The organism is Geomonas azotofigens (genome assembly GCF_018919395.1).
GTDB lineage: Bacteria > Desulfobacterota > Desulfuromonadia > Geobacterales > Geobacteraceae > Geomonas > Geomonas azotofigens.
The window spans coordinates 820076-842161 of sequence record NZ_JAHLME010000001.1; the positions used below are offsets into that span (position 1 = coordinate 820076).

The following is a 22086-nucleotide window of genomic DNA, read 5'->3' on the forward strand; positions in this document are numbered from 1 at the left end:
GGGAGAGGGTGCCCGCAGGGCGGGCGGGGGGCGGCGTTCGATCCCCCTCTGCTCTCCTGCCCCCCTCTCACCGTACCACCCACTCTACTCCATGCAGACAATCAGCCAGCACATCGTAGAGGTTGCCATCCCCCTCCCCCTGGAGGGAAGCTTCCACTACCTGGTGCCCGAGCGTCTTTCCGCTGCGGCCCTGGCCGGCAAGCGCGTCCTGGTCCCCTTCGGGCGGCGCAAGGTGACCGGCTACCTCCTCGGCGACGCCGACGCGCCCGGCGCGGGCGAACTGAAGGAAGTACTCGAGATCCTCGACGAGGAGCCGCTCTTCACCGCCGCCGAGCTCGAATTCTACCGCTGGATCGCCGGCTACTACCTGCACCCGTTGGGCGAGGTGATCAAGATGGCGCTCCCGGCAGGGATCAACCTGGTGAGCCGCTACCGCTGTGAGCAGGCCGAGGACGGCACCCCCGTGCTCAAGGAGTACCTGGCCGGCGGCAAGAACGTGCGCACCGAGCGGGTCTACACGGCGGTCCCGGACTGCGCGTCGCGCCCCCGGGGCAAGGGGCTCGAGATCCTGGAATACCTCCTGGAGGTGGGGGAGTGCTCCGGCCCGCAGCTCAGGGAGCGTTTCGGCCCCTGCACGACTCAGCTCGGGCGCCTGGTCGAACTGGGCGCCGCGCGCCTTTCCCAGCGCGAGGTGTACCGCGATCCGTTCAAGGCCAAGGAGTACGGCCATGACGGCCCCTTACCCCTCAACCCGGCCCAGGCCGAGGCCCTGGCCAAGGTGACGACTGCACTCGCTACCGGGGAGTTCGCTCCGTTTCTGCTGCACGGGGTCACCGGCAGCGGCAAGACCGAGGTCTACCTGCAGTCGATCGCGGTGGCGCTCGCGGCGGGTAAGAGCGCGTTGGTGCTGGTTCCGGAGATCGCCCTGACGCCGCAGTTGGTCGGGCGCTTCAAGCGGCGCTTCGACTGCGGCATCGCCGTGCTGCACTCCGGACTCTCCGACGGGGAGCGCTTCGACGAATGGCGCCGTATCCGGCGCGGCGAGGCCTCCATCGTCATCGGCGCCCGCTCCGCTTTGTTCGCACCGCTGGAACGCGTCGGGGTCATCGTCGTCGACGAGGAGCACGAGGGGAGTTACAAGCAGTCCGAGGGGGTGCGCTACAACGCCCGCGACCTGGCGCTGGTGCGCGGCAAGCTCGGCAAGGCCGTTGTGCTTTTGGGGTCGGCGACGCCGCTCGTCACCAGCTACCATGCCGCCCAGACCGGACGCCTTGGCTATCTGAGCCTCCCGGACCGGGTGCGCGACCTCCCCATGCCGGAAACGAAGATGCTGGACGCGCGCAACCACAAGGGGGATATCTTCCTGCCGGAACTCGTCGAGGCGATGGGGGAGAACCTTGACGCCGGGGGGCAGACGCTGCTCTTCTTGAACCGGCGCGGCTTCGCCACCTACTTGGTCTGCGAGACCTGCGGCCACGTGCTCCGCTGCCCCAACTGCGCGGTCACCCTCACTTACCACCGCATCAAGGGAAAGCACGTCTGCCACTACTGCGACTTCACCATGCTCCCCCCGAGCAGCTGTCCCGACTGCCAAAGCGGCGCCATCACCCTCCTGGGGCGTGGCACCGAGCGGGTCGAGGACCAGGTGCAGAAGCTCTTTCCCGACGCGCGGGTCTCCCGCATGGACCGCGACTCCACCCGGGGCAAGGGCGGCCACGCCCGGGTCCTGAAGGAGCTGGAGGAAGGGACGGTGGATATCCTGATCGGCACCCAGATGATCGCCAAGGGGCATGACTTTCCCGGCGTCACCCTGGTCGGGGTCCTTTCCGCCGATGCCTCGTTGCACCTCCCCGATTTTCGCAGCGCCGAGCGCACCTTCCAGCTGGTGACCCAGGTGATGGGGCGGGCCGGGCGCGGCGACAAGCCGGGGCGGGTACTGGTGCAGACGCTGGCGCCGGAGCACTACGCGCTGACCCACGCCGTGGCCCACGACTACCTCGGCTTCTACCGCGAGGAGATCGCCTTCCGCGAGGAGGTGGGGTACCCTCCCTTCGCGCACCTGGCGGCGCTCACCTTTTCGGCGGTGGCCGCCGGGCAGGGAGAGGGTGTCGCCGACGAGGCCGCGGCGCTGTTGCGCCGTATCAAGCGCGAGGCGCGGCTCCGGGTGGAAGTGCTCGGGCCGGTCACGGCCCCCTTGGGCAAGGTGCGCGGCCGCTTCCGCTGGCAGATCCTTTTGAAGGGGGTGGAGCGGGCCGACCTGCACCGGCTCCTGTTCCACTTCCGGGGCGGCTTCAGCCACCCCTCCACCGTCCGCCTCACCATCGACGTCGATCCGGTGGATATGCTGTAGGCTCCAGGCGGAGTCGCCGCTCCCTCGAGCTCTCCCTCGCCCTCCGGGAGAGGGCCGGGGTGAGGGCGCTGACCAGGAGTGACTTTGCTGCAGTCGGCAACACCCTCACCCCTTCCCCTCTCCCAAAGGGGGAGGGGTTTTTACTGCCCGGCGCAAAAACGAAAAAAAGGGCCTCCCGAATCGGGAGGCCCTTTTTTGTTGCTGGTTCAGCAGCCGCTTAGTGGTGCGGGTGCATGAAGGCGTAGATCATCAGCATCAGCAGGGTGATGCCGATGAACAGCGCGGTGAAGCCGAAGGCTTTCAGGCAGAAGTCGTAGAAGATGCCGGAAGACTTCTTGGCTGCGAACTTCTCGGTGATCCCTTCCTTCTCGTAACGTGCCCACTGATCGCCACGCTCTTCGACGAACTCGTGCTTGGACATCTGGCCGTTGAAGATGACGAAGTCCATCGGGAACTTCTCCGGACGTCCGTGGGTGTTGAAGAAGTGGACCGAGAAGATGAAGCCGGTCGCCAGGAGCGCTTCGTCCGAGTGGATGATGGTGGCCACGTTGAAGGCCCAACCCGGCAGGAACATGCCGAAGAACTCGGGGAACCAGAGCATCAGGCCGGAGCCGCCGATGGCGAACATACCCCAGAAGACCGCGATGAAGTCGAATTTCTCCCAGTAGGTCCATCTCTCGAAGGCCGGCTTCGGCCCTTTGAAGAAGAACCAGCGGACCATGCCGATCACGTCGCTGATGTCGCGCAGGTTCGGGCAGAGGGAGTCAGGTCCGAAGAGCCTCTGCAGCGGGTTGCCCTTGATGTCCTTCCTGATGAACAGGAAGTGGATGCTCATGGACAGCGCCATGGCGAAGTATACGAAGGTGATGCCGGCGCAGACCCTGTGGAAGAAGCCCGCGTTCGGCGCGCCGCCGTAGAGATCCATGAGGAACTTGGCCCAGATCTGGTCGCTGAACTTCAGCGGCAGACCGGTGAGGGACAGGCCGAGGAAGCTGATGATGACCAGGAGGTGCATGAACACGTGGACCCTTCTGAAGCGGCGGTACTGCTTGTGCCCTTCGGGTACGTGGTGCAGGATGACGCCCTCTTCGAGAGCCGCCGCCTTCTCACGGTTCTCCACGAAGCCGCGGATCATCCAGAGCAGGGTGTGGATCCAGAACACGGTGAAGGTGCCGACCAGCAGGCCGGTCATCGCGATGAAGGTGTAGAACAGGATCGGGTAACGCTCGCGGTCGTTGTGCTCACCGTGGGCGTAGAACTTGGTGAAGAGCATGCTCCCCTTGGCGTGGCACTTGGAGCAGGACTTGACCAGGTTGGCCGGGTTGACCGAGGAATTCGGATCCTTGGACGGCAGGATGGCGTGCGCGGTGTGGCAGTCGGCGCAGCCGGCGACCTTTTCCGGGTAGCCCAGGCGATAGTTCTTGCCGTGGTAGCTCTCCATGTAGCTCTTGACGGCGACTTCGGAGATGTGGTTGCGCTCGACCAGTTTCGCGTCGGCGTGGCAGCGGAGGCAGACCTTGGTGTGGAACTCCCGGTTTTCCTTGGAGTTCGGATCGCCAAGCGCCTTGATCTCGTGCAGGTTGTGGCAGTCGTTGCAAGCCGCCGAATCCTGGTTCCCGGCGAGGACGCCCTTGCCGTGTACCGACTGGCTGAAGCCGCGCTCGTCCTTGTGGCACTGGGTGCACTTGACGATGACCCTACGCTTGTCCTTGTTCCAGTAGGTGTGGCTGTGCATGTCGGTGTGGCACTGTGCGCACCCGATGCCCTTCTCGCTGTGGATACTCTTGGCGTGCTCGGCCGCTTCCTTCTTGTGGCAGCGAACGCACTGTACCTTGCCCACCTTGATCTCGCCCCTCATGTGCTTGGCGAGCTCTACGATCTCGATGTGGCAGCTGGTGCAACCGTTTTTGCCGTGTACGGAATTGGCCATCTGCTCGGCGGAAATCTTGTTGCCGTGGCAGCCCAGGCAGGTTGCCGGGTCGATGGCCAGGCCCTGTGCGGCGAAACCGGGCCGGGCTAGTGCTAGGAGCAGTAGCAGCGGGATGAGGCGTGTGAAGACTTGAACCATTGTAATCTCCTGTATTTAGGATCGTTTTAGAACGCTTTAATCTATTGGGGCGCTCGCAACGGCGCCTACTTTAATACGCGCGGCTTCATAAATCAACTGAAAAAGCGTCAATTAATAAGCAGGATACAACTTTGCTAACGCTGTTTTGCTGAGTTCTCTATCTGGCGTGGCTCTGTGGTGGCTTAGGTGTGACCTGGTTAATAAAACAAAGGCAACGCCTTGTTTTATATTGATAATGATATGGCCACACGGCGGGGCGTTATCAAGTATTTATTAAATTACGACAGCGACGTGGGGCGTAGATGAGTGTCGGTTGACTATTAATATCGTGTATACGGGATTTGTGACAGGCTGCGGTAGGGTGGGTTGTGAAGAGGAGTAAAAGGGTCTTATTAATTCTGTGTCGCCGGCTGCACTATCCCTTCGGCGAGGGCGAATTCCAGGAACTCGTGCGCTTCATCGTCGGAAAGGCCGATGCCGCGGCAGAGGATCCTGGCTTCCCGCTTCCCGTCCAGCGCCTGCAAAAGCTCGAAATAGGCAGGAGAGACCGATTCGGTGCAGACTTCGCCGTGGGCGGGGTAGATGACGGCGCAGGACCCCGAGGGGTTGAAACAGGCGGTGAACTCCGCCAGGTCCGGTTCGCCCGCGTCCAGGATCTCCAGCACCTCGTAGTTGAAGCGCGCCAGCGTCGTGCTCGCGGCGAGGGACAGCGGCTGCGTGAGCGGGTCGAGCTTGCGCAGCTGTTTGGGCGACGGGGGCGTCGGCGGGGTCGCCATGAGCGCCGCGGCGTAATGATGGTGGTAGTCGGCGAGGTCGAGCGCGAGCGGCAGCAGTTTCACCTTCTTCCGTTCCTTGAAGATGCGCTCGAGGAACGTTCGCTGCAGCCCCCAGATCTCCTCCTCGGCGATGTCCGCTTCGGCGCGTTCACCAAGGAACGCGGCGAAGGAGGCCAGGAAGTCGCTCGGGGTCATCCTGAGAGCGGCCACCACGGAGTTGAACCAGGCGACCGCCTTGCCCCGGCTGTAAAAGACGTCGCAGGCGGCGGCGAGCCTGCCGGCCTGGGCCAACTCTTCCGGGGTGTAACCGGAAGTGGCGACGACGGTGTAGGGGGGTGCCGCCAGGTGCCGCACCCCGAGTGCCTGCGCCTTCCCGTGGAGCCTCGTTCCGGGCAGCACCGCCAGGGGGAAGATGTCCAGGTGGTTCGGGTAGAGCGAGAGGGCGAAGTCGAGCGAGGCGCGGAACAGCTGCGGCGTGTCGCCGGGGAGCCCGTAGATCAGGTCGAAGCCGAAGATCGCGCCGCTTTGGTTCAAAAGGAAGGCGCGGTTCACGAAGTCGTCGCGGTCGAAGCCGCGCCCGACACCGCGCAGCACGGCGGCGTCGGCACTTTGCAGGCCGATCTGCAGCGAGCAAGTGACGGAGGCGAAGAGCTCCGCCATCTCGGCGTCGATGAACTCGCTGCGTACCTCGAAGTGGAAGTGGATCCCCGGGGCCACCTTCCGGATCAGGCGCAGGATCTCCTTGGCCCTCCTGGCGTCCTTGTTGAAGGTGGAGTCGAGCACGAAGACCTGGGGAACCTTGACTCGCGCGAACAGGCGCAGTTCCGCCTCGACGCGCTCCATGGAGAAACGGCGTACCCCGCCGCTCCCCTTGTGGTCGAAGCAGAAGGAGCAGGCGAAGTCGCAGCCGCGCGAGAGCTGCCAGAGGGCGCCGCCGGCACTTCTCGGGTCGAGCCGCCCGGACAGGTAGGGGGATGGGATCGAGTCGAGGTGCAGCGAAGCGGGCAGGGACGCCGCCGGTTCTCCCGGCAGCACGACGCCGGGAACGCCCGCCGGTTTCCTGCCCGTGGCTAGCGACCGGACCGCCTGCACCAGGGACCCTTCCCCCTCGCCGCGTACGAGGAAGTCGAAGAGCCCCTCGTCGAGGAGCCCCTCCGGGTTGGCGGTCGGCTCTGCGCCGCCGGCGCACAGGACAACGCCAGGAAGCAGCGCGCGCAGCTCCCTTGCCACGGCCACGGCGTGGTCGCGACTCCAGACGTAGATGGAGAAGGCGACCAGGTCGGGAGCGGTCCGGGCAATCTCCTCGGCGCAGCGGGCGGGGTCGTCCTGCAGGAAGAACTCGGCGATCCGGGGCTCGACGCTCCCTTGCAGCGCGCTATCGGCGAGGAGCGCCTCCTGCAGAAAGGCACAGGCCAACGGCACCGCTTGCGGAGAAGGGTGGGGATGAATGGCAATGAGGGTGATTTTCATGTAGTCTTGGGGCGCGCCTTCAGGGTGGGCTTGCCCCCCTCGATCACCACGACGAAGTCGACGTCGCGGCAACCGTACTTCTGCATCAGGACGGGCTTTTGCCGGTTGATCGCCTCGGCCACCTTCTCCTTGGTCACGTTCTCCACCGGGAGGTTGCAGGCGAGGCGCGCGTTGACGTACTGCTTGAAGACGGAGTCGATCTGGGAGTCCTGTGCAGCGGGCGGGGTTTTGGCCTTGCTGCCTTTGTCGGCCTGTTGGGCCTGGTGCAACGACATGCGGAAGCGGTCCCTCTGAAACTTCCCCTCCTCGATCAGGCGGTTGGTGCGGGTCCACTTCTGCTTGTGCACGCTCAGCGTGGCGACCAGGGAGTCGTACTTGAACCTCTGGCTGGTGTTCGGGATGCTCACGTTCTGGTAGCGTCGCACCGCGCGCTCCACCGCGTCGAGCAGGCGCAGCGGTTCCCGCTTCTCGATTCCGAAGAAGTACTGCTCGTACTTGATGACAAGTTCGCGCAGGTCAAGCTCGAGCTTGGCTATGTCCTCGGCGACACCCATGAAACCTCCACCGGAGGACTATAGCGGTAAGTCACGGTTTAGTAAACGGTAAAAAGCCATCCGCGACGCGGAAACGGGGAGTGAAACAGCTTGACCTCACCAGGCATTATTGTTAAAAAAGAGCAATTTGCTCAGCGGCAAGGGGGACGACGATGAAGAAGATATCCGCAATAGTGCTGGCAGCCGGCATGGGAACCAGGATGAAATCCGACCTGGTCAAGGTGATGCACCCGGTGGCCGGCCCGCCCATGATAGAGTGGCCCGTCGCGGCGGCGTTCGCCGCGGGAGTCGAGCGCTGCGTTTTGGTGGTGGGGCACCAGCAGGAGAAGGTGCGTGAATATTTCGCCGGGCGCGCCGAGGTCGGCTTCGCGCTGCAGGCCGAGCAGCTCGGCACCGGGCACGCGGTGCGCTGTGCCATGCCCGAGATCGATGCGGCCGCGGAAACCGTCCTCATCCTCTGCGGTGACACGCCGCTCCTTACCGCGGAGAGTCTGCGCGCCATGCTCGATGCCCATCAGCGGAGCGGTGCGTGCGTGACGGTGATGACGGCGACCTTCGACAACCCCTTCGGCTACGGCCGCATCGTCAAGGACGCGGAGGGCAAGGTGGTCGCCATCACCGAGCAAAAGGATGCCAGCGAGGCGGAGCGGCTCATCCGCGAGGTGAATGCCGGCGTCTACTGCGTCGACCGCGCCTTCCTCGCCGAGGCGGTGGAGAGGCTTGACAACGACAATGCCCAGAAGGAGTACTACCTGACCGACGTGGTGCGCCAGGCCAACGCCCGCGGGCTCGCCTGCCGCAGCTACCCGGTCGCCGACGCCGTCGAAATTTCCGGCGTCAACGACCGCGCCCAGATGGCCGAGGCGGCGGCGGTGCTGCGCCGGCGCATCAACCGTGAGCTGATGCTCTCCGGCGTCACCATGATCGACCCCACCGTGGTCTACATCGACGGCGGCGTCAAGATCGGCCGCGACAGCGTCGTCTACCCGGGGGCCGTCATCAAGGGGAACACCGTGATCGGCGAGCGCTGCAAGATTGGCCAGAACGCGTTGATCGAGGATTGCGATATCGCCGATGACGTCGTGGTCAAGGCCGGGAGCGTGCTGGAGGATTCCAAGGTAGGCCCCGAGGCCGCCATCGGCCCGATGGCGCACCTGCGCCCCGGCACCGTCCTCTCGGCTCAGGTGAAGATCGGCAACTTCGTCGAGACCAAGAAGGCCTTCATGGGCGAGGGGTCCAAGGCCTCGCACCTCACCTACCTGGGCGACGCGACCATCGGCCGCGACGTCAACATCGGCTGCGGCACCATCACCTGCAACTACGACGGCGTCAGGAAACACAATACCGTCATCGAGGACGGCGTCTTCGTGGGGAGCGACGTACAGCTGGTCGCCCCGGTCACGGTCGGGAAGAACTCCCTGATCGCGGCGGGTACCACCGTCACCAAGGACGTTCCCGCGGACTCCCTGGCCATCGCCCGCTCGCCCCAGGTGAACAAGGAAGGGTGGACCCTCAGGAAAAAATAACTGTCGCCCGTCCGGCCAAGATGGTATCCTGTAACGTCTTGGCGCCTAGCCAGGTTATTAATTAACAAATTGACGAAACGGAGTCATACATGTGCGGTATCGTTGGATTCACCGGGCGGCAGGAAGCCACCTCCATCATCATTGAAGGGCTGAGAAAGCTGGAATATCGTGGCTACGATTCCGCCGGTATCTGCACCCTGAGCGACGGCAAGGCGAGCATCCGCCGCAGCGAAGGGAAACTTTCCAACCTGGAGAAGCTCCTCGTCGCCAACCCGGTGCTCGGCACCGTCGGCATCGGGCACACCCGCTGGGCGACCCACGGCCGTCCCTCCGAAATCAACGCCCACCCGCACCAGGCCGGTCCCATCGTCGTGGTCCACAACGGCATCATCGAGAATTACCTGCAGCTGCGCGAGGGGCTCAAGGCGCAGGGACACGTCTTCAAGAGCGAAACCGACACCGAGGTCATCGCGCACCTGATCGACCAGCACCTGAAAGAAAGCGGCAGCTTCGAGGCTGCGGTGCGCCAGGCGTTGAGCATCCTGAAGGGTGCTTACGCCATATGCATCGTGAGCGAGAGCGAGCCGGACAAGCTGATCGCGGCCAAGCACGGCGCCCCCATGGTGGTCGGGCTCGGTGACGGCGAATTCTATGTCGCCTCCGACATCCCCGCCATCCTCTCCCATACCCGTTCCATGATCTTCATGGAGGACGGGGAGATGGTGGTGTTCAAGGGGGGGAGCGCCGAGTTCAGCAACGTCGCAGGGGACAAGCTGGAGAAGTCCCCGCGCCACATCGACTGGTCCCCGCACATGGCGGAAAAAGGCGGCTACAAGCACTTCATGCTCAAGGAGATCTTCGAGCAGCCCCGCGCCGTGCGCGACACCATCGCCGGCCGCCTGCGCGAGGAGCAGGGGGACGTCTACCTCGAGGACCTGGCACTCACCGATGCCGATCTGCAGGGGATCAACCGCATCTGCATCATCGCCTGCGGCACCTCCTGGCACGCGGCGCTGGTGGGCAAGTTTCTTGTCGAGGAGTACTGCCGCGTCCCGGTGGAGGTCGACATCGCCTCCGAGTTCCGCTACCGCAACCCGGTCATCGACGACAAGACCCTGGTGATGCTGATCTCCCAGTCCGGCGAGACCGCCGACACCCTGGCCGCCATGCGCGAGTCCAGGCGCCGCGGCGGCAAGTGCGTTGCCATCTGCAACGTGGTCGACTCCTCCATCGCCCGCGAGGCCGACGGCGTCATCTACACCCACGCCGGCCCCGAAATCGGCGTCGCCTCCACCAAGGCATTCGTCACCCAGTTGATCGCCCTCTACCTGTTCACCATCCGCCTGGGTCGCTCGCGCGGCACGATGGACCAGGAGCAGGGTAGAAAGCTGATCTCCGCCATCGTGCATGTCCCGGCCCTCATGGAGGAGGCCTTGAAGCTGAACGAGCAGGTGGAAAAGGTGGCCCGGAACTACCTGGCCGCCCGCGACTTCCTCTACCTCGGCCGCGGCATGAACTACCCCATCGCCCTGGAAGGCGCGCTCAAGCTGAAGGAGATCTCCTACATCCACGCCGAAGGGTACGCCGCCGGCGAGATGAAGCACGGCCCCATCGCCCTCATCGACGAGCACATGCCGGTCGTGGTGCTGGTGCCCAAGGGGGCGACCTACGACAAGGTCTTCTCCAACATGGAAGAGGTCATCGCCCGTGGCGGACGCGTCATCGCGGTCTGCTCCAAGGGTGACGTCGAGGTGGCGGACAAGGTCGAAGTCGCGCTGGAGGTTCCGGAGGACGGCGAGGAAGTGATGCCGATCATCATCTCCATCCCGATGCAGCTATTGGCCTACCACGTCGCCGTGTTGAAAGGTACCGACGTCGACCAGCCGAGGAACCTGGCCAAGAGCGTTACCGTCGAATAGGCTCTGTCGCAGGTGAACTTAAGGGGAGGTAGCTTACGCTATCTCCCTTTTCTTGTAGGTGAAGGGGCTGCGGAGATGTTTAACAACGAGTTCGCCGGAAGATGCCTGCCTTTTGATGAAAATGGTGCGGACCGCTATGCCCAGGTTGTATCCGGAAGACGCAGTGCCGGCTTCGCCACATCGACCGAAGACGCGCTCATAGCGGCAACGGCTCTGGCCCACGGCTGTTCTCTTGCCACTCGCAACACTAAAGACTTTGAACAAATAGAGGGGCTGATCCTTCACAACCCTTGGACATGAAGCCGGCGTGATCAAGTCACGACAGGTGATAAAAAGAAAGCGCCGGCCGCGATCATCGTGGCCGGCGCTTTGTTGTTCGGGAACTTTAATCTCCTGGTTGAATGCTTCCGGCACGTTAACGAGTACACTATTGAAACGCTGCAACATCCCACAGCTTCATGAGCACTGACGAGGTGGAACATGCCGGTTTTGATAGGGCAGGAAATAAAGGATGCGCTTGCTCGCGGTGAAATAGGCGTCGATCCGCTGGAGGAGTCTCAGATCGGCCCGGGATCGCTCGATTTAACCTTGGGCAACGAATTCAGAATCTTCAAGAAAGAGTCTGGGGTCTGCCATGTGCACAACGAGTCAGACTTTGCCGATGTAACGGAAGCGGTCACGGTGGCGGACGGCGAGTTCATCACCATCGCCCCCTGCGAGATGATCCTCGGCATCACCAGGGAGCGGATCACGCTGGCCGAAACCATGGCCGGCTGGCTGGAGGGACGCAGCCGCTTCGCCCGTTTCGGCCTGGCGGTCCACGTTACCGCCGGATTCATGCAGCCGGGGATCTCCAACCAGCAGGTGCTGGAAATCGTGAACCTGGGGCACAAGACCCTGGCGCTCTACCCGGGAACACGCATCTGCCAGTTCGTTTTCGAACGCTGCCTGGGGGCTGCAAAATATGAAGGGAGGTTCGCGGACCAGGCGAAACCTTGACGCTGCAACCGAGGCAATCGAACTTCGAACAGCCGAGGCAGGAGTGGCCGCTGGGAGGTATCCCCAGCGGCCATTTTTGTGACTCTACAGGCTGAATAGGCGTTCAGCTCAGGCCGCGGTCCACCTTTGAATCAGCTCCTGGAGCTGCCCCAGCTTGAAGGGCTTGCTGAGAAAATCGTCCATGCCGGCGCTCAGGCAGGTTTCGCGCGATCCGGCCATGGCGTGGGCGGTGAGGGCGATGATGGGGGTGTGCCGGCCGGAATCGCGTTCCCGCTCCCTGATGGCGCGGGTCGCCTCATAGCCGTCCAGCTCCGGCATCTGGCAGTCCATGAAGACGAGGTCGTAGCTCTTGCGCGCCAGGGCCGACACCGCCTGCGCCCCGTTTTGCGCCACGTCCACCTGGCACCCCAGGGCGGTCATCATGGCGTGGGCCACTTCGCAGTTAACCGGGTTGTCCTCGGCCAGGAGCACGCGGGCGTGGCACTGGGCCGCAAGGGTCTCTTCGCATTCGTTGTCAAGCTCTATCGGGTCGTCTTCCACGTCCGATTCCGCGTCCGGCGCGGCGTTCACATAGACGATGAAGGTGAAGGTGGAACCGCGCCCCGGCTCGCTCTCCACCCCGATCTCGCCTCCCATCAGCTCCACGAGTTGCTTGGCGATGGCCAGCCCCAGGCCGGTCCCGCCGTACCTGCGCGTCGCGGAGCCGTCCACCTGGGTGAAGAGCTCGAAGATGCCGCCGACCGACTCGGCGGGGATGCCGATGCCGGTGTCCCGCACCTCGAAGCCGACGTAGTGGCCGTTGCCGCTTTTCTCGACCAGGCATGCCGACACCGTTACCGAACCATGCTCGGTGAACTTGAGGGCGTTGTTGACGATGTTGATCAGCACCTGGCGCAGCCGGTTCGGGTCGCCCAGCGCGCGCCGGGGGAGGTCCGGCCCGATCTCCAGCTCGAGCGCCACCCCCTTGCGCCGCCCCACCTCGCGGTACAGGTCCACCGCTCCCCGCACGATCTCGTGCAGGTCGAACGGGATCTTCTCGATTTCCAGCTTCCCCGCCTCGATCCTGGAGATGTTGAGGATGTCGTTGATGATGCCCAAAAGCGACTCGCCGGACTGGTGCAGCATCTCGACGTAGCCGCGCTGCTTCTGGTCCAGCTCCGTGTGCAGCAGCAGTTCCGCCATCCCGAGCACACCGTTCATCGGGGTGCGGATCTCGTGGCTCATGTTGGCGAGAAACTGCGACTTCGCGCGGTTGGCCGCCTCGGCGGCTTCCTTGGCCCCCTTCAACTCGACGATGATCGCCTTTTGCTGCAGGTTGGCCTTGGTGATCTCGGCGGTCCGCTGGGCGACCTTTTCCTCCAGGTCGCTGTTGGCCGAACGCAGTTCGGCGAGGATCCGGGTGTTCTCGATGGCGAGATCGGCCAGGATGCGTATCAGCTGCTCGCGCTGCTCCATCAGGCGACGCCGCTCCAGCGCCCGGTTCACGGTCGCCACCACCATCTCGAGGTCGTCGAACGGTTTGAACAGGTAGTCCTGGGCTCCCAGCCGGATCGCCTGGACGGCGGTCTCCAGGGAGACGTGGCTGGTCATGATGATCACGTCGGTCCGGGGATGGTCGTCCCCGATGGCGCGCAGGACGTCGATGCCGCTGATGCCGGGGAGGCGCACGTCGAGCATCACCAGTTTCCAGGGAGTCCGCCCGAGCTCTTCCAGGCACTCCTCACCGGTGGCGACGCCCGCGCTGTCGTACCCTTCCCTGCGGAAAAGATCGACCAGGACCCCGGTGACCACCTCGTTGTCGTCGACGATCAGTATGTCGCGTCCCGCTGCCATAGTTCACTCCTGGTTCAAAAAAGTATTAGTCGATATTAACAAAAACGATGATTGCTACAAGTGGACGATAGAAAGGCATCGTTGCAGGCTGCCGCCCACAGCGGTGGTTCGGCAGCGGCTCTGAACTGGTGTCGGCGTGACGGGTTTTAAGAGTCGGACCTCGCGGCCGTTCTGTCAGCACATGGACAATTGCATATCCCGTTTCCGGTGTTTTACTTCTGCTGTTGCCAAGCCAGCCACAGGGAATTCACGATCACGGGGCTGGGATGACTGTGACAGCCATTCCGGCTTCTTTGTCAGGACGACTCCGCACTCTTACCCCCGGGGTACCAAAGGCGGCCAGGCCGCTACAGGAGGAAACATGAAGATAGCCATCATCTCAGGATGCACGGGAGCGATTGCCATGCTGTTGGCCGGAGCGGCGCTGACCGCGGGGATGGAGTTCCCGCAGGGGACGGCCACTCCCTCCGAGACCTGCGGCACGTGTCACAAGGCGATCTACCGCGAGTTCGCCTTCGGCTTCGGCAGCGACCTGCACTACCAGCCGACGACGATCCCGCAGAAGGAGGGGGAGGCGATCCCGATGCCGGCGGGCGTTTCGGCGACTGCTACCGCGCACGCCTTTGCCGGCGCTGAAAGGTACCCGGTGCACGCCCGGGAGGCCGAGGAGGAGGGACGCTCCTGCAACGCCTGCCACTATCCCGAACCGTTCGCCATCCCCGACATCAACGTGGTCGAGATGACCAAGCCCAAGGCACGCGGCAAGGACAAGGAGGCGGTCGGCATCACCTGTGCGAGCTGCCACCTCACCCCGGAAGGAAAGATCCGTTCCGCCCATGCCGTCTACGCCCCGCACGCAACGGTGGTCGATCTCGGCATTCAGACCTCGGCGATGTGCGCCTACTGCCACAGCATGGGCAAACGGGTGGTCGGCAAGCAGACGCAGACCTTCCTTGAGTGGCGCGAGGACTTCTTAAAGCCGGGGCTGGGGAGACTGCAATGCCAGGACTGCCACATGCCGCGCACCATGCGCAAGGTGGCCGAGGATTTCGACAACCCGGAGCGTCCGGTGGCGCGGCACCTGTGGACCGGTGGACGTTCGCAGCAGCGGCTGGCCAGCGCGCTCAGCATGGCGATCAGCCAGCCCGCCGAAGGGAAGGCCGATCTCGCCTTCCACCTGATCAACATCGGTGCCGGGCACTCGGTGCCCACCGGCTCCAACCGGCGGGCGATCTACTTGAACGTCGTGGTGTCCGATCAGATGGGCAAGCCGGTGGCGACCAGGGAATGGATGTTCGCCCCCTCCTACGGTCCCCGCCCGGATGACAGGAAATTCCTGGAAGAGGACAAGAAGCGTCCCGACGCGGTGGCGGCGAGCCAGGCCGACGCGCAGGGGCCGCATGAGGCCATCATCAGGGCCGGCGAGGAGCGCATCCTCACCTGGACCCCCGCGCTGCCCAGCGGCAGCTACACCGTCAAGGCGCGCCTGATCTACGACCTGAACCGCTACAACAGCCGTTCCTTCACCGACGACCAGACCGATATGAACGGGGCGACCCTGACCCTGAAGATCAAGAAGAGCTGAGCCCTGGGCGCCGGGAGCCGATGCGTGTCTCCCGGCGCCCGGAACGGACCGGACTGCATGAGTACCGGCGGGAGAGTGACAGATGAGCCAGGTTGGAGATAGCGGCAGGACGATGGTGTTGTTTTTGGCGGTGGTAACGCGGCGCAATTGCTGGGCGGGCTGGAGCGCTACCGTTACTTCCCGCCTCGGTATTTTCACCAGTTAACTTCAATTGTCCGGTGCGGCGCGCGGCTCGGTGGGGTCGCTTCAGCCAGTCGGCGGGGTGGGCGGGATGGACGGGGAAAGCGCCGAAGTGTCCAGTGTATACGGATTTCCGGCGTTTGCCGCCTTGCCATTTGCAGAGGCGCTGCGGCATAATGCCCCGGTACCCCAAGAAGGAGCCAGTGATGCCGAACAAGATGAAGTTGCACGATGCGGACCTCCTCTCGCTCTTCCACGCCGATTCCGACTTCCAGGCGCACTTCACGCCGCGGCACTACGCCCGCAAGACCCTGGTCTATTCCCCGTTCGAGGAGAAGAACCTTGTCTTCGTGGTGAGAAGCGGGCGTCTCCGCATCTACCTCAGTTACGAGGACAAGGAGTTCACCCTGGCCCTGCTGGAAAAGGGGGACGTCTTCAGCACCCATACCCCCGCGTTCGTGCAGGCGCTGGAGGGGACGGAGATCCTGGTCTGCAGTACCGCCACCTTCCGCGAGGCGCTCGCCCGTTGTCCGGAACTCTCCCTCACCATGGTGAAGGTGCTCGGGGAGTTGTTGCAGAGCTCCATCCAGACCATTGAGGGGCTTGCCTTCAAGGACGTCCGGCTGCGCCTGGTCGATTTCCTGGTTGGCGCAGCGGCGGACCGCGGACGGGTGACCGCCGACGGGACCGTGGTGCAGCTGGGTCTTGGTACCGAGGACATCGCCCTGCTGATCGGTACCACCCGCCAGACCATCTCCCAGATCATCAACGATTTCATCAAGTCCGACCTGCTGGTGAAGATTGACCGCAAGACCCTGCTCATCAAGGATCTGGATGCCCTCAAGGAGATGAAGGAACTTCCGTGAGCGCGCTTCCCCTTGGTCGATAGCCTCGCCTCTCGCCTCAATTTCCTAAAGTATCCCCCTCCTCACAAATCCACGCGCCTCGCAAGGTGAACCGGTCCGCACTCCCTCTCCCCCTGGGAGAGAATTCACAAAAAAATCCCCAATTGTCGGCTCCCCGACAGACCGCGCGCCGTTTTTCTCCTACATTGCCGGCCATGCTGCAACGTGTCCGCAACGAGGAGAGAACGATGGCTATCCACGAACCAGGAAGCGCGGCCGAGCCGGTAGGGCTGTTTCGCATCAACACCGGGTCCTGCAACGGCTGCGACGTCGAGCTGGCGGTGACCTCGGCGGTGGCCGAATTCGACGTGGAACAACTGGGCTGCCGCTACACGGAGTCGGCGCACGAGGCGGACATCGTCCTCGTCACCGGCCCGCTCACCGTCCGCGCCAGGGAAGAGGTGCTGCGCCTCCACGCTGCGACGCCGCGGGACAAGGTCACCGTCGCCGTGGGCGTCTGCCCGGTATCCGGGGGCGTCTTCCGCGACAGCTACGCGGTGGACGGCCCGCTCGAGCGGCACCTGCCGGTCGACGTGAACGTCCCGGGCTGCCCGCCGCGCCCGCAGGCCCTGCTGGAGGGGATCCGCGAAGCACTGGAGATCCGGCGCGCCCGCCGCGAGGGGTCGGAGCCGACTCGGCTGCCGGGTGACCGGAAGCAACCCGGCAAACCAGGTACCGACAACTTTCCCGCCCGGGGCAGGCTCAGCTTTGACGCCGCCGCCTGCGTGGACTGCCGCATGTGCCGCCACGTCTGCGCCGCTGGGGCCATCCGCTTCGAGGAACGAGACGAAAGCGTCCGCCTCACCCTCTGGCACAACAGCTGCGTCTTCTGCGGCCTGTGCAGCCACTACTGCCCCACCGGCGCCCTCTCCGTCACCGGCGACTGGCGCCTCGACCACCGCGCCACCGACGCCTTCCGCCAGATCGAGCGGGGCGAGGTTCCCTACGCGCCCTGCGCCGGCTGCGGCGAACCCATCATCCCGGCCGCCCCGCAGCTCCTGCACGCCGCCTTCCGCCGCCCCAACCCCGAGATCGAGAAACTGAAAAACCTCTGCCCGACCTGCCGGCAGCGCATGAGCATAGGAGTGCCCAGACGATGAGCGACCGCACCAGTCCCGCGAGCGACAATCTCCCGTTACCCCTCTCCACCCGGGAGAGGGGACCCGAAACTTCCCCTCACCCTGACCCTCTCCCGGAGGGAAAGGGGATTGTGGACGCCGGTGGTGGAAGATTGTACCCCGACCAATTTATCCATAATGTTGCCGCCGCCCTGGCGGGCGCTGCAGGGGAGCAGACCGAGGTGGCGTGGCGCCGGGACCGGAAGGGAGTCTTGACCGGCTGGTGCCGGCTTCCTTCCGGCGTGGCGCTGCTTCCGGCGGCGCGTGCCGTGGCGGAACTGCAGGGGCGGCTCGCCATGGTCACCGCCTACCTGCCGGAACGGGCCCAGGAGAAGGGCGAACGCGAGATCGCCTACCACTTCGACCTGGACGGCGCCACGCTGACCCTCACCGTCATCCTCCCGTTGGAGTGGTCGCGCGTCCCGTCGCTTACCCCCATCTTCCGCAACTGCGACTGGCAGGAGCGGGAGCTGATGGAGCTCTACGACGTGCAGGTGGTGGGGCACCCCGACCCGAGGCGCCTGTTCCTCGATCACTCGCTCCCCCACGCCCCGTTCGAGCGCCTGGTCCCGTACTCGACATTCACCAACGCGGCCACCAGCAAGGCACTCTGGGACAAGGTCATGGCCGGCGCACGGGAGGACGCATGAGCACGAAGATCATCGAACTGGGGTCGCACCAGCTGGCCCTCGAGGAGCCGATGTACTTCCGGGTGCAACTGGAAGGGGACCGGGTGGCCGACCTCGACGTCATGCCGGGTCAGGTGCACCGCGGCATGGAGCACCTGGTGATGCGCCGAAACCTCTACCAGAACATCACCCTCCTGGAGCGCCTCTGCTCGCTTTGCTCCAACAGCCATCCCAGCACCTTCTGCGCGGCGGTCGAGGACGTCGCCGGCATCGCCATCCCCGAGCGGGCCGAGTACCTGCGCGCCGTGGCCGACGAGATCAAGCGCATCGCCTCGCACCTCTTCTGCTGCGCGGTGCAGGCCAACGTGATCGGCGAGACCACGCTCTTTCGGCGCGTCATGGAGATCCGGGAGATCATGCAGCGCGCCAAGGAGGCGATCTACGGCAACCGGATGGACCTGGCCGCCAACGTCATCGGTGGGGTGCGCTACGACCTCGATGCCGACTCCGCCGCCTACCTGGCCGGGCGGATGGAAGAGATGAAGAAGCCGCTGGACGAGCTCTACCTGCAATACGAGAACAATCCCGCCATCATGGCGCGCACCGCCGGTGTAGGGGTGCTGACGCGCGAGGCGGCTCGTGAGTGGGCCGTGGTGGGGCCGGTGGCGCGCGCCTGCGGCATCGACTACGACGTGCGCAAAAAGAGCCCCTACGGCGCCTACGACCGCCTGGAGTTCGAGGTGGCGCTGCAAACGGCGGGGGACGTCCGGGCGCGCAACCTGGTGCGGCTTGCCGAGGCGCGCCAGTCGGTGTCCCTCATCGAACAGTGCCTGGACGGGCTCCCGGCCGGGCCGCTGTGCGCCGACACGCTCCCCGAGATCCCGGCGGGGGAGGCGATCGCCAAGTCGGAAGCGCCGCGCGGAGAGCTCATGTACTACCTGCGCACCGACGGCTCGGACTTCCCGGTGCGCCTTAAGTGGCGCGTCCCGTCCTACATGAACTGGGATGCCCTCAAGGTGATGCTGAAAGGGGAGCCGGTTGCCAACATCCCGCTCATCGTGAACAGCATCGATCCCTGCATCGCCTGTACGGACCGCTAGGGGGCGCCATGCACGAGATCACCCTGGTGACGGGGCTCTTCGAGATCATCAACGAGCAGGTGGCGGCCCAGGGGATCACCTCCATCTCCAAGGTGCGCCTCAAGGTGGGGGAGCTGGCGGCGGTGGAGCCGATGACGCTGGCGGCCTGCTTCGAGGTGGTGGCGGAGGGGACCGTGGCCCAAGGGGCGCAACTGGAGATCGTGGAGGTGCCGCTTGCCGGGCGCTGCCGCGGCTGCGGGGAGCGTTTCAGGATCGTGAATTTCAGCTTTAGCTGCCCTGCCTGCGGGGGAGAGGACGTGGATTTGGTTGGCGGTCGGGAACTGTACTTGGAGAGCCTCGATGCGACATGCAGGCCAATAAGTTGCGCCCCCGCGAACCGGCGCCATGCCAGTGAGGACGCGGTCGTTTCGGCGCCCCTCCCCCAGGAGGGGGGAGGCCGGGAGGGGGGATCAGATGCTGCGCTCCCCCTCCCTGACCCTCCCCCTCCGGGGGCGGGGACGTGGACGGGTGGAGGGAAGACGATGAGTAATCTGGATATGCAAAGGAGACCACATGAAGCGACAACGTGAAAATGCCATCGTATTTGCCGACCCCGAGCGCTGTCTCGGCTGCCACGGCTGCGAGCTCGCCTGTGCGGTGGCCCATTCCGGGACCGGCCTCTACCAGGCGGCGCTCTCGGGGCTGACCCTGAGGCCGCGCAACCGCGTGGTGGCGGCGGGCGGCGTGATGATGCCGGTGCAGTGCCGCCAGTGCGAGGACGCCCCCTGCGCCGCGGCCTGCCCCACCGGCGCCATGCTGCAGGAGAGCGGGCAGGTCGGGGTGCGCGAGAAGAACTGCGTCGGGTGCAAGGTCTGCGTCATGGTCTGCCCCTTCGGCGCCATCAGCGTGAAGCACGAGGGGGCCGAACCCGAAAGCTGCCGCACCAACGGCGGTATCGCGCGCAAGTGCGACCTCTGCGCCGGCACCGGCCGCGACATCCCCGCCTGCGTCGAGGCCTGCCCGACCAAGGCGCTCACCCTCGTGGACCTGGAAGAGTACCGTCAGACCCTGATCGAGGCGCGGGCCGCCGAGCTGGCCCAATCGCTCCAACATCTCAAATCAAGGAAGGCAAGGATATGACCATGAAGCTCAGCACCGATCCGTCCGCGGCGACCCTGTTGCCCATCGCCAAAAAAGAAGGCATCTCCACCGTCTGGGACCGCCATCGCGCCATGCAGCCCCAGTGCGGCTTCGGCCAGTTGGGCGTCTGCTGCCGCATCTGCTGGAAAGGACCCTGCCGCATCGACCCGTTCGGGGACGGCCCCCAGCGCGGCATCTGCGGCGCCGATGCCGACACCATCGTGGCCAGGAACGTGATCCGTATGATCGCCGCCGGCGCCGCCGGGCACTCCGAGCACGGCCGCCACGTGGCGCTCGCCCTGCAGGGCGTGGCGGAGGGGAGGCTCCCCGCCTACCAGATCCGCGACGAGGCCAAGCTGCGCGCGGTCGCGGCCAAACTGGGCATCTGCACCGAGGGGCGGGACATCCCGGCCATCGCCGCCGCGGTGGCCAAGGCGACCCTGGAGGACTTCCAGAACCAGGATCACGACGCCCCCTGCAACTGGATCGAGGCCACCCTCACCAAGAAGCGCCTGGAGCGCCTGCAGGCCCTGCACGTCCTGCCGCACAATATCGACGCCGTCATCACCCAGATCATGGGGCGCACCCTGGTCGGGTGCGACGCCGACCCCGTCAACCTGATCCTCGGCGGCATCAAGGGGGCGCTGGCCGACTTCGACGGCATGTGCCTCGCCACCGAACTCTCCGACGCCCTCTTCGGGACCCCGAGCCCGGTGGTTACCGCCGCCAACCTCGGCGTCATCAAGCCGGACGCGGTCAACATCGCGGTGCACGGCCACAACCCGCTTTTAAGCGAGGTGGTTTGCGAGGTCGCCGGGCAGATGGACGAGGAGGCCAGGAAGGCAGGGGCGAAGGACGGCATCAACATCGTCGGCATCTGCTGCACCGGCAACGAGGTCATGGTGCGCCACGGCATTCCGCTCGCCGCGAACTACCTGTCCCAGGAACTGGCGCTGGTGACCGGCGCGGTCGACGCCATGGTGGTCGACGTGCAGTGCATCATGCCCTCGGTGAGCGAGATCGGCGCCTGCTTCCACACCGCCGTCATCACCACCATGGCCGAAAACAAGATCCCCGGGGCCACCCACGTCGACTTCAAGGAGGAGACCGCCCTGGAGAGCGCGCGCCGCATCGTGGCCACCGCCATCGAGGCGTACAAGCGCCGCGACCCGCGCCGGGTCAACATACCGGACTTCAAGCAGACCGCCATCGTCGGTTTCGGCGTCGAGTCCGTGGTGGCGGCGCTGGCGACCCTGAACCCGGAGGATCCGCTCCAGCCGCTCATCGAGAACATCGCCAACGGCAACATCCGCGGCATCGCCCTCTTCGCCGGCTGCAACTCGACCCAGGTGGCGCAGGACAGCAGCTTCGTCACCATGGCCAAGAAGCTCGCCGCCAACAACGTGCTCATGCTCGCCACCGGCTGCGGCGCCGGCTCCTTCGCCAAGCATGGCCTGATGACCCAGGAGGCGACGCTCGAGTACGCCGGGGACACCCTCAAGGCGGTCATGACTGCCATCGGCACTTCCGCCGGGCTGAACGGGCCGCTGCCGCTCGTTCTGCACATGGGCTCCTGCGTGGACAACAGCCGCGCCGTCCAGGTGGCGGTGGCCGTGGCCGACAAGCTCGGCGTCGATCTCGACCAGCTCCCGCTGGTGGCGTCCGCGCCCGAGGCGATGTCGGAGAAGGCGGTCGCCATCGGCACCTGGAGCGTGGCGCTCGGCATCCCGACCCACCTGGGCACCATGCCGCAGGTGACAGGCTCGGCCAAGGTGACCGAGCTCCTGACCCAGACGGCCAAGGACCTCTTGGGCGGGTACTTCCTGGTGGAGCTCGACCCGAATCTCGCCGCCGACAAGCTCCTGGAGGTCATCGAGGAGCGCAGGAAGGGACTGGGGATCTGATCGGATAGGGACGACAGCTCCTCCCCCCGGAGGGGGGAGGTTGGGAGGGGG

17 protein-coding genes are annotated in these 22086 nt (G+C 65.0%); 13 read left to right on the forward strand and 4 right to left on the reverse strand.

Features of this window, described 5'->3' with window-relative positions:
* The first annotated feature begins 91 nt into the window (after positions 1–91).
* Positions 92–2350 (forward strand): replication restart helicase PriA, encoded by a 2259-nt coding sequence (priA, locus tag KOL99_RS03645; RefSeq protein WP_216509114.1) that lies wholly within the window; start codon positions 92–94, stop codon positions 2348–2350.
* 217 nt (positions 2351–2567) lie between these two features.
* On the opposite strand, the gene KOL99_RS03650 is transcribed toward priA, so the two are convergent.
* From KOL99_RS03650 to KOL99_RS03660, 3 genes are all read right to left on the reverse strand, one after another.
* Positions 2568–4418 (reverse strand): cytochrome c3 family protein, encoded by a 1851-nt coding sequence (locus KOL99_RS03650; protein WP_216509115.1) that lies wholly within the window; start codon positions 4416–4418, stop codon positions 2568–2570.
* 392 nt (positions 4419–4810) lie between these two features.
* The gene (locus KOL99_RS03655; RefSeq protein ID WP_216509116.1) at positions 4811–6664 is read right to left on the reverse strand and encodes a B12-binding domain-containing radical SAM protein; all 1854 of its coding nucleotides are present in this window, start codon (positions 6662–6664) and stop codon (positions 4811–4813) included.
* Complete coding sequence (locus KOL99_RS03660; RefSeq protein WP_216509117.1) at positions 6661–7218, reverse strand: MXAN_5187 C-terminal domain-containing protein; 558 nt, start codon at positions 7216–7218, stop codon at positions 6661–6663. Before KOL99_RS03660 ends, KOL99_RS03655 begins: the two co-directional genes overlap by 4 nt.
* Before the next feature lie 152 nt (positions 7219–7370).
* Between KOL99_RS03660 and glmU the strand changes: the two genes are divergently transcribed.
* The 4 genes from glmU (at position 7371) to dcd (ending at position 11662) form a co-directional block, all read left to right on the forward strand.
* On the forward strand, positions 7371–8744 hold the full coding sequence (gene glmU / locus KOL99_RS03665; protein WP_216509118.1) for a bifunctional UDP-N-acetylglucosamine diphosphorylase/glucosamine-1-phosphate N-acetyltransferase GlmU: 1374 nt from the start codon (positions 7371–7373) through the stop codon (positions 8742–8744).
* 89 nt (positions 8745–8833) lie between these two features.
* On the forward strand, positions 8834–10663 hold the full coding sequence (glmS, locus tag KOL99_RS03670) for a glutamine--fructose-6-phosphate transaminase (isomerizing) (protein ID WP_216509119.1): 1830 nt from the start codon (positions 8834–8836) through the stop codon (positions 10661–10663).
* Positions 10664–10738: 75 nt separating this feature from the next.
* Entirely contained in the window at positions 10739–10963 is a 225-nt protein-coding gene (locus tag KOL99_RS21970) for a PIN domain-containing protein (RefSeq protein WP_216509120.1), read from the forward strand.
* A 180-nt stretch (positions 10964–11143) separates the two neighbouring features.
* Entirely contained in the window at positions 11144–11662 is a 519-nt protein-coding gene (gene dcd / locus KOL99_RS03680; RefSeq protein ID WP_216509121.1) for a dCTP deaminase, read from the forward strand.
* 108 nt (positions 11663–11770) lie between these two features.
* Here the strand turns inward: dcd and KOL99_RS03685 are convergent, their stop codons facing one another.
* Positions 11771–13495, reverse strand: a complete 1725-nt coding sequence (locus KOL99_RS03685) for a response regulator (RefSeq protein ID WP_216509122.1) — start codon at positions 13493–13495, stop codon at positions 11771–11773.
* A 361-nt stretch (positions 13496–13856) separates the two neighbouring features.
* On the opposite strand from KOL99_RS03685, the gene KOL99_RS03690 reads away from it, so the two are divergent.
* From KOL99_RS03690 to cooS, 8 genes are all read left to right on the forward strand, one after another.
* Positions 13857–15080 carry a hypothetical protein gene (locus KOL99_RS03690; RefSeq protein ID WP_216509123.1) on the forward strand — a complete coding sequence of 408 codons (1224 nt, stop codon included), beginning with the start codon at positions 13857–13859 and terminating at the stop codon, positions 15078–15080.
* A 386-nt stretch (positions 15081–15466) separates the two neighbouring features.
* Positions 15467–16126 (forward strand): Crp/Fnr family transcriptional regulator, encoded by a 660-nt coding sequence (locus KOL99_RS03695; protein WP_216509124.1) that lies wholly within the window; start codon positions 15467–15469, stop codon positions 16124–16126.
* Between the two features lie 227 nt (positions 16127–16353).
* Positions 16354–17265 carry an NADH-quinone oxidoreductase subunit B family protein gene (locus tag KOL99_RS22035; RefSeq protein ID WP_216509125.1) on the forward strand — a complete coding sequence of 304 codons (912 nt, stop codon included), beginning with the start codon at positions 16354–16356 and terminating at the stop codon, positions 17263–17265.
* Positions 17266–17396: 131 nt separating this feature from the next.
* Positions 17397–17933 (forward strand): NADH-quinone oxidoreductase subunit C, encoded by a 537-nt coding sequence (locus tag KOL99_RS03705; protein ID WP_216509126.1) that lies wholly within the window; start codon positions 17397–17399, stop codon positions 17931–17933.
* Complete coding sequence (locus tag KOL99_RS03710) at positions 17930–19012, forward strand: hydrogenase large subunit (RefSeq protein WP_216509127.1); 1083 nt, start codon at positions 17930–17932, stop codon at positions 19010–19012. Before KOL99_RS03705 ends, KOL99_RS03710 begins: the two co-directional genes overlap by 4 nt.
* An 8-nt stretch (positions 19013–19020) precedes the next feature.
* Positions 19021–19581, forward strand: coding sequence for a hydrogenase maturation nickel metallochaperone HypA (hypA, locus tag KOL99_RS21555; protein ID WP_236025752.1), 561 nt, complete (start codon positions 19021–19023; stop codon positions 19579–19581).
* Positions 19565–20131, forward strand: a complete 567-nt coding sequence (locus KOL99_RS03720; RefSeq protein WP_216509128.1) for a 4Fe-4S dicluster domain-containing protein — start codon at positions 19565–19567, stop codon at positions 20129–20131. Before hypA ends, KOL99_RS03720 begins: the two co-directional genes overlap by 17 nt.
* Positions 20128–22035: an anaerobic carbon-monoxide dehydrogenase catalytic subunit gene (gene cooS / locus KOL99_RS03725; protein WP_216509129.1), complete on the forward strand. Its 1908-nt coding sequence runs from the start codon at positions 20128–20130 to the stop codon at positions 22033–22035. The genes KOL99_RS03720 and cooS overlap by 4 nt, the downstream gene beginning before the upstream one ends.
* Positions 22036–22086 lie beyond the last annotated feature (51 nt).

What these genes read in the sequence shown, in the direction of transcription:
- priA (WP_216509114.1), top strand. Translation starts at nt 92, where the DNA reads ATGCAGACAATCAGCCAGCACATCGTAGAGGTTGCCATCCCCCTCCCC.
- KOL99_RS03650 (WP_216509115.1), bottom strand. Translation starts at nt 4,418, where the DNA reads ATGGTTCAAGTCTTCACACGCCTCATCCCGCTGCTACTGCTCCTAGCA.
- KOL99_RS03655 (WP_216509116.1), bottom strand. Translation starts at nt 6,664, where the DNA reads ATGAAAATCACCCTCATTGCCATTCATCCCCACCCTTCTCCGCAAGCG.
- KOL99_RS03660 (WP_216509117.1), bottom strand. Translation starts at nt 7,218, where the DNA reads ATGGGTGTCGCCGAGGACATAGCCAAGCTCGAGCTTGACCTGCGCGAA.
- glmU (WP_216509118.1), top strand. Translation starts at nt 7,371, where the DNA reads ATGAAGAAGATATCCGCAATAGTGCTGGCAGCCGGCATGGGAACCAGG.
- glmS (WP_216509119.1), top strand. Translation starts at nt 8,834, where the DNA reads ATGTGCGGTATCGTTGGATTCACCGGGCGGCAGGAAGCCACCTCCATC.
- KOL99_RS21970 (WP_216509120.1), top strand. Translation starts at nt 10,739, where the DNA reads ATGTTTAACAACGAGTTCGCCGGAAGATGCCTGCCTTTTGATGAAAAT.
- dcd (WP_216509121.1), top strand. Translation starts at nt 11,144, where the DNA reads ATGCCGGTTTTGATAGGGCAGGAAATAAAGGATGCGCTTGCTCGCGGT.
- KOL99_RS03685 (WP_216509122.1), bottom strand. Translation starts at nt 13,495, where the DNA reads ATGGCAGCGGGACGCGACATACTGATCGTCGACGACAACGAGGTGGTC.
- KOL99_RS03690 (WP_216509123.1), top strand. Translation starts at nt 13,857, where the DNA reads ATGAAGATAGCCATCATCTCAGGATGCACGGGAGCGATTGCCATGCTG.
- KOL99_RS03695 (WP_216509124.1), top strand. Translation starts at nt 15,467, where the DNA reads ATGCCGAACAAGATGAAGTTGCACGATGCGGACCTCCTCTCGCTCTTC.
- KOL99_RS22035 (WP_216509125.1), top strand. Translation starts at nt 16,354, where the DNA reads ATGGCTATCCACGAACCAGGAAGCGCGGCCGAGCCGGTAGGGCTGTTT.
- KOL99_RS03710 (WP_216509127.1), top strand. Translation starts at nt 17,930, where the DNA reads ATGAGCACGAAGATCATCGAACTGGGGTCGCACCAGCTGGCCCTCGAG.
- hypA (WP_236025752.1), top strand. Translation starts at nt 19,021, where the DNA reads ATGCACGAGATCACCCTGGTGACGGGGCTCTTCGAGATCATCAACGAG.
- KOL99_RS03720 (WP_216509128.1), top strand. Translation starts at nt 19,565, where the DNA reads ATGAAGCGACAACGTGAAAATGCCATCGTATTTGCCGACCCCGAGCGC.
- cooS (WP_216509129.1), top strand. Translation starts at nt 20,128, where the DNA reads ATGACCATGAAGCTCAGCACCGATCCGTCCGCGGCGACCCTGTTGCCC.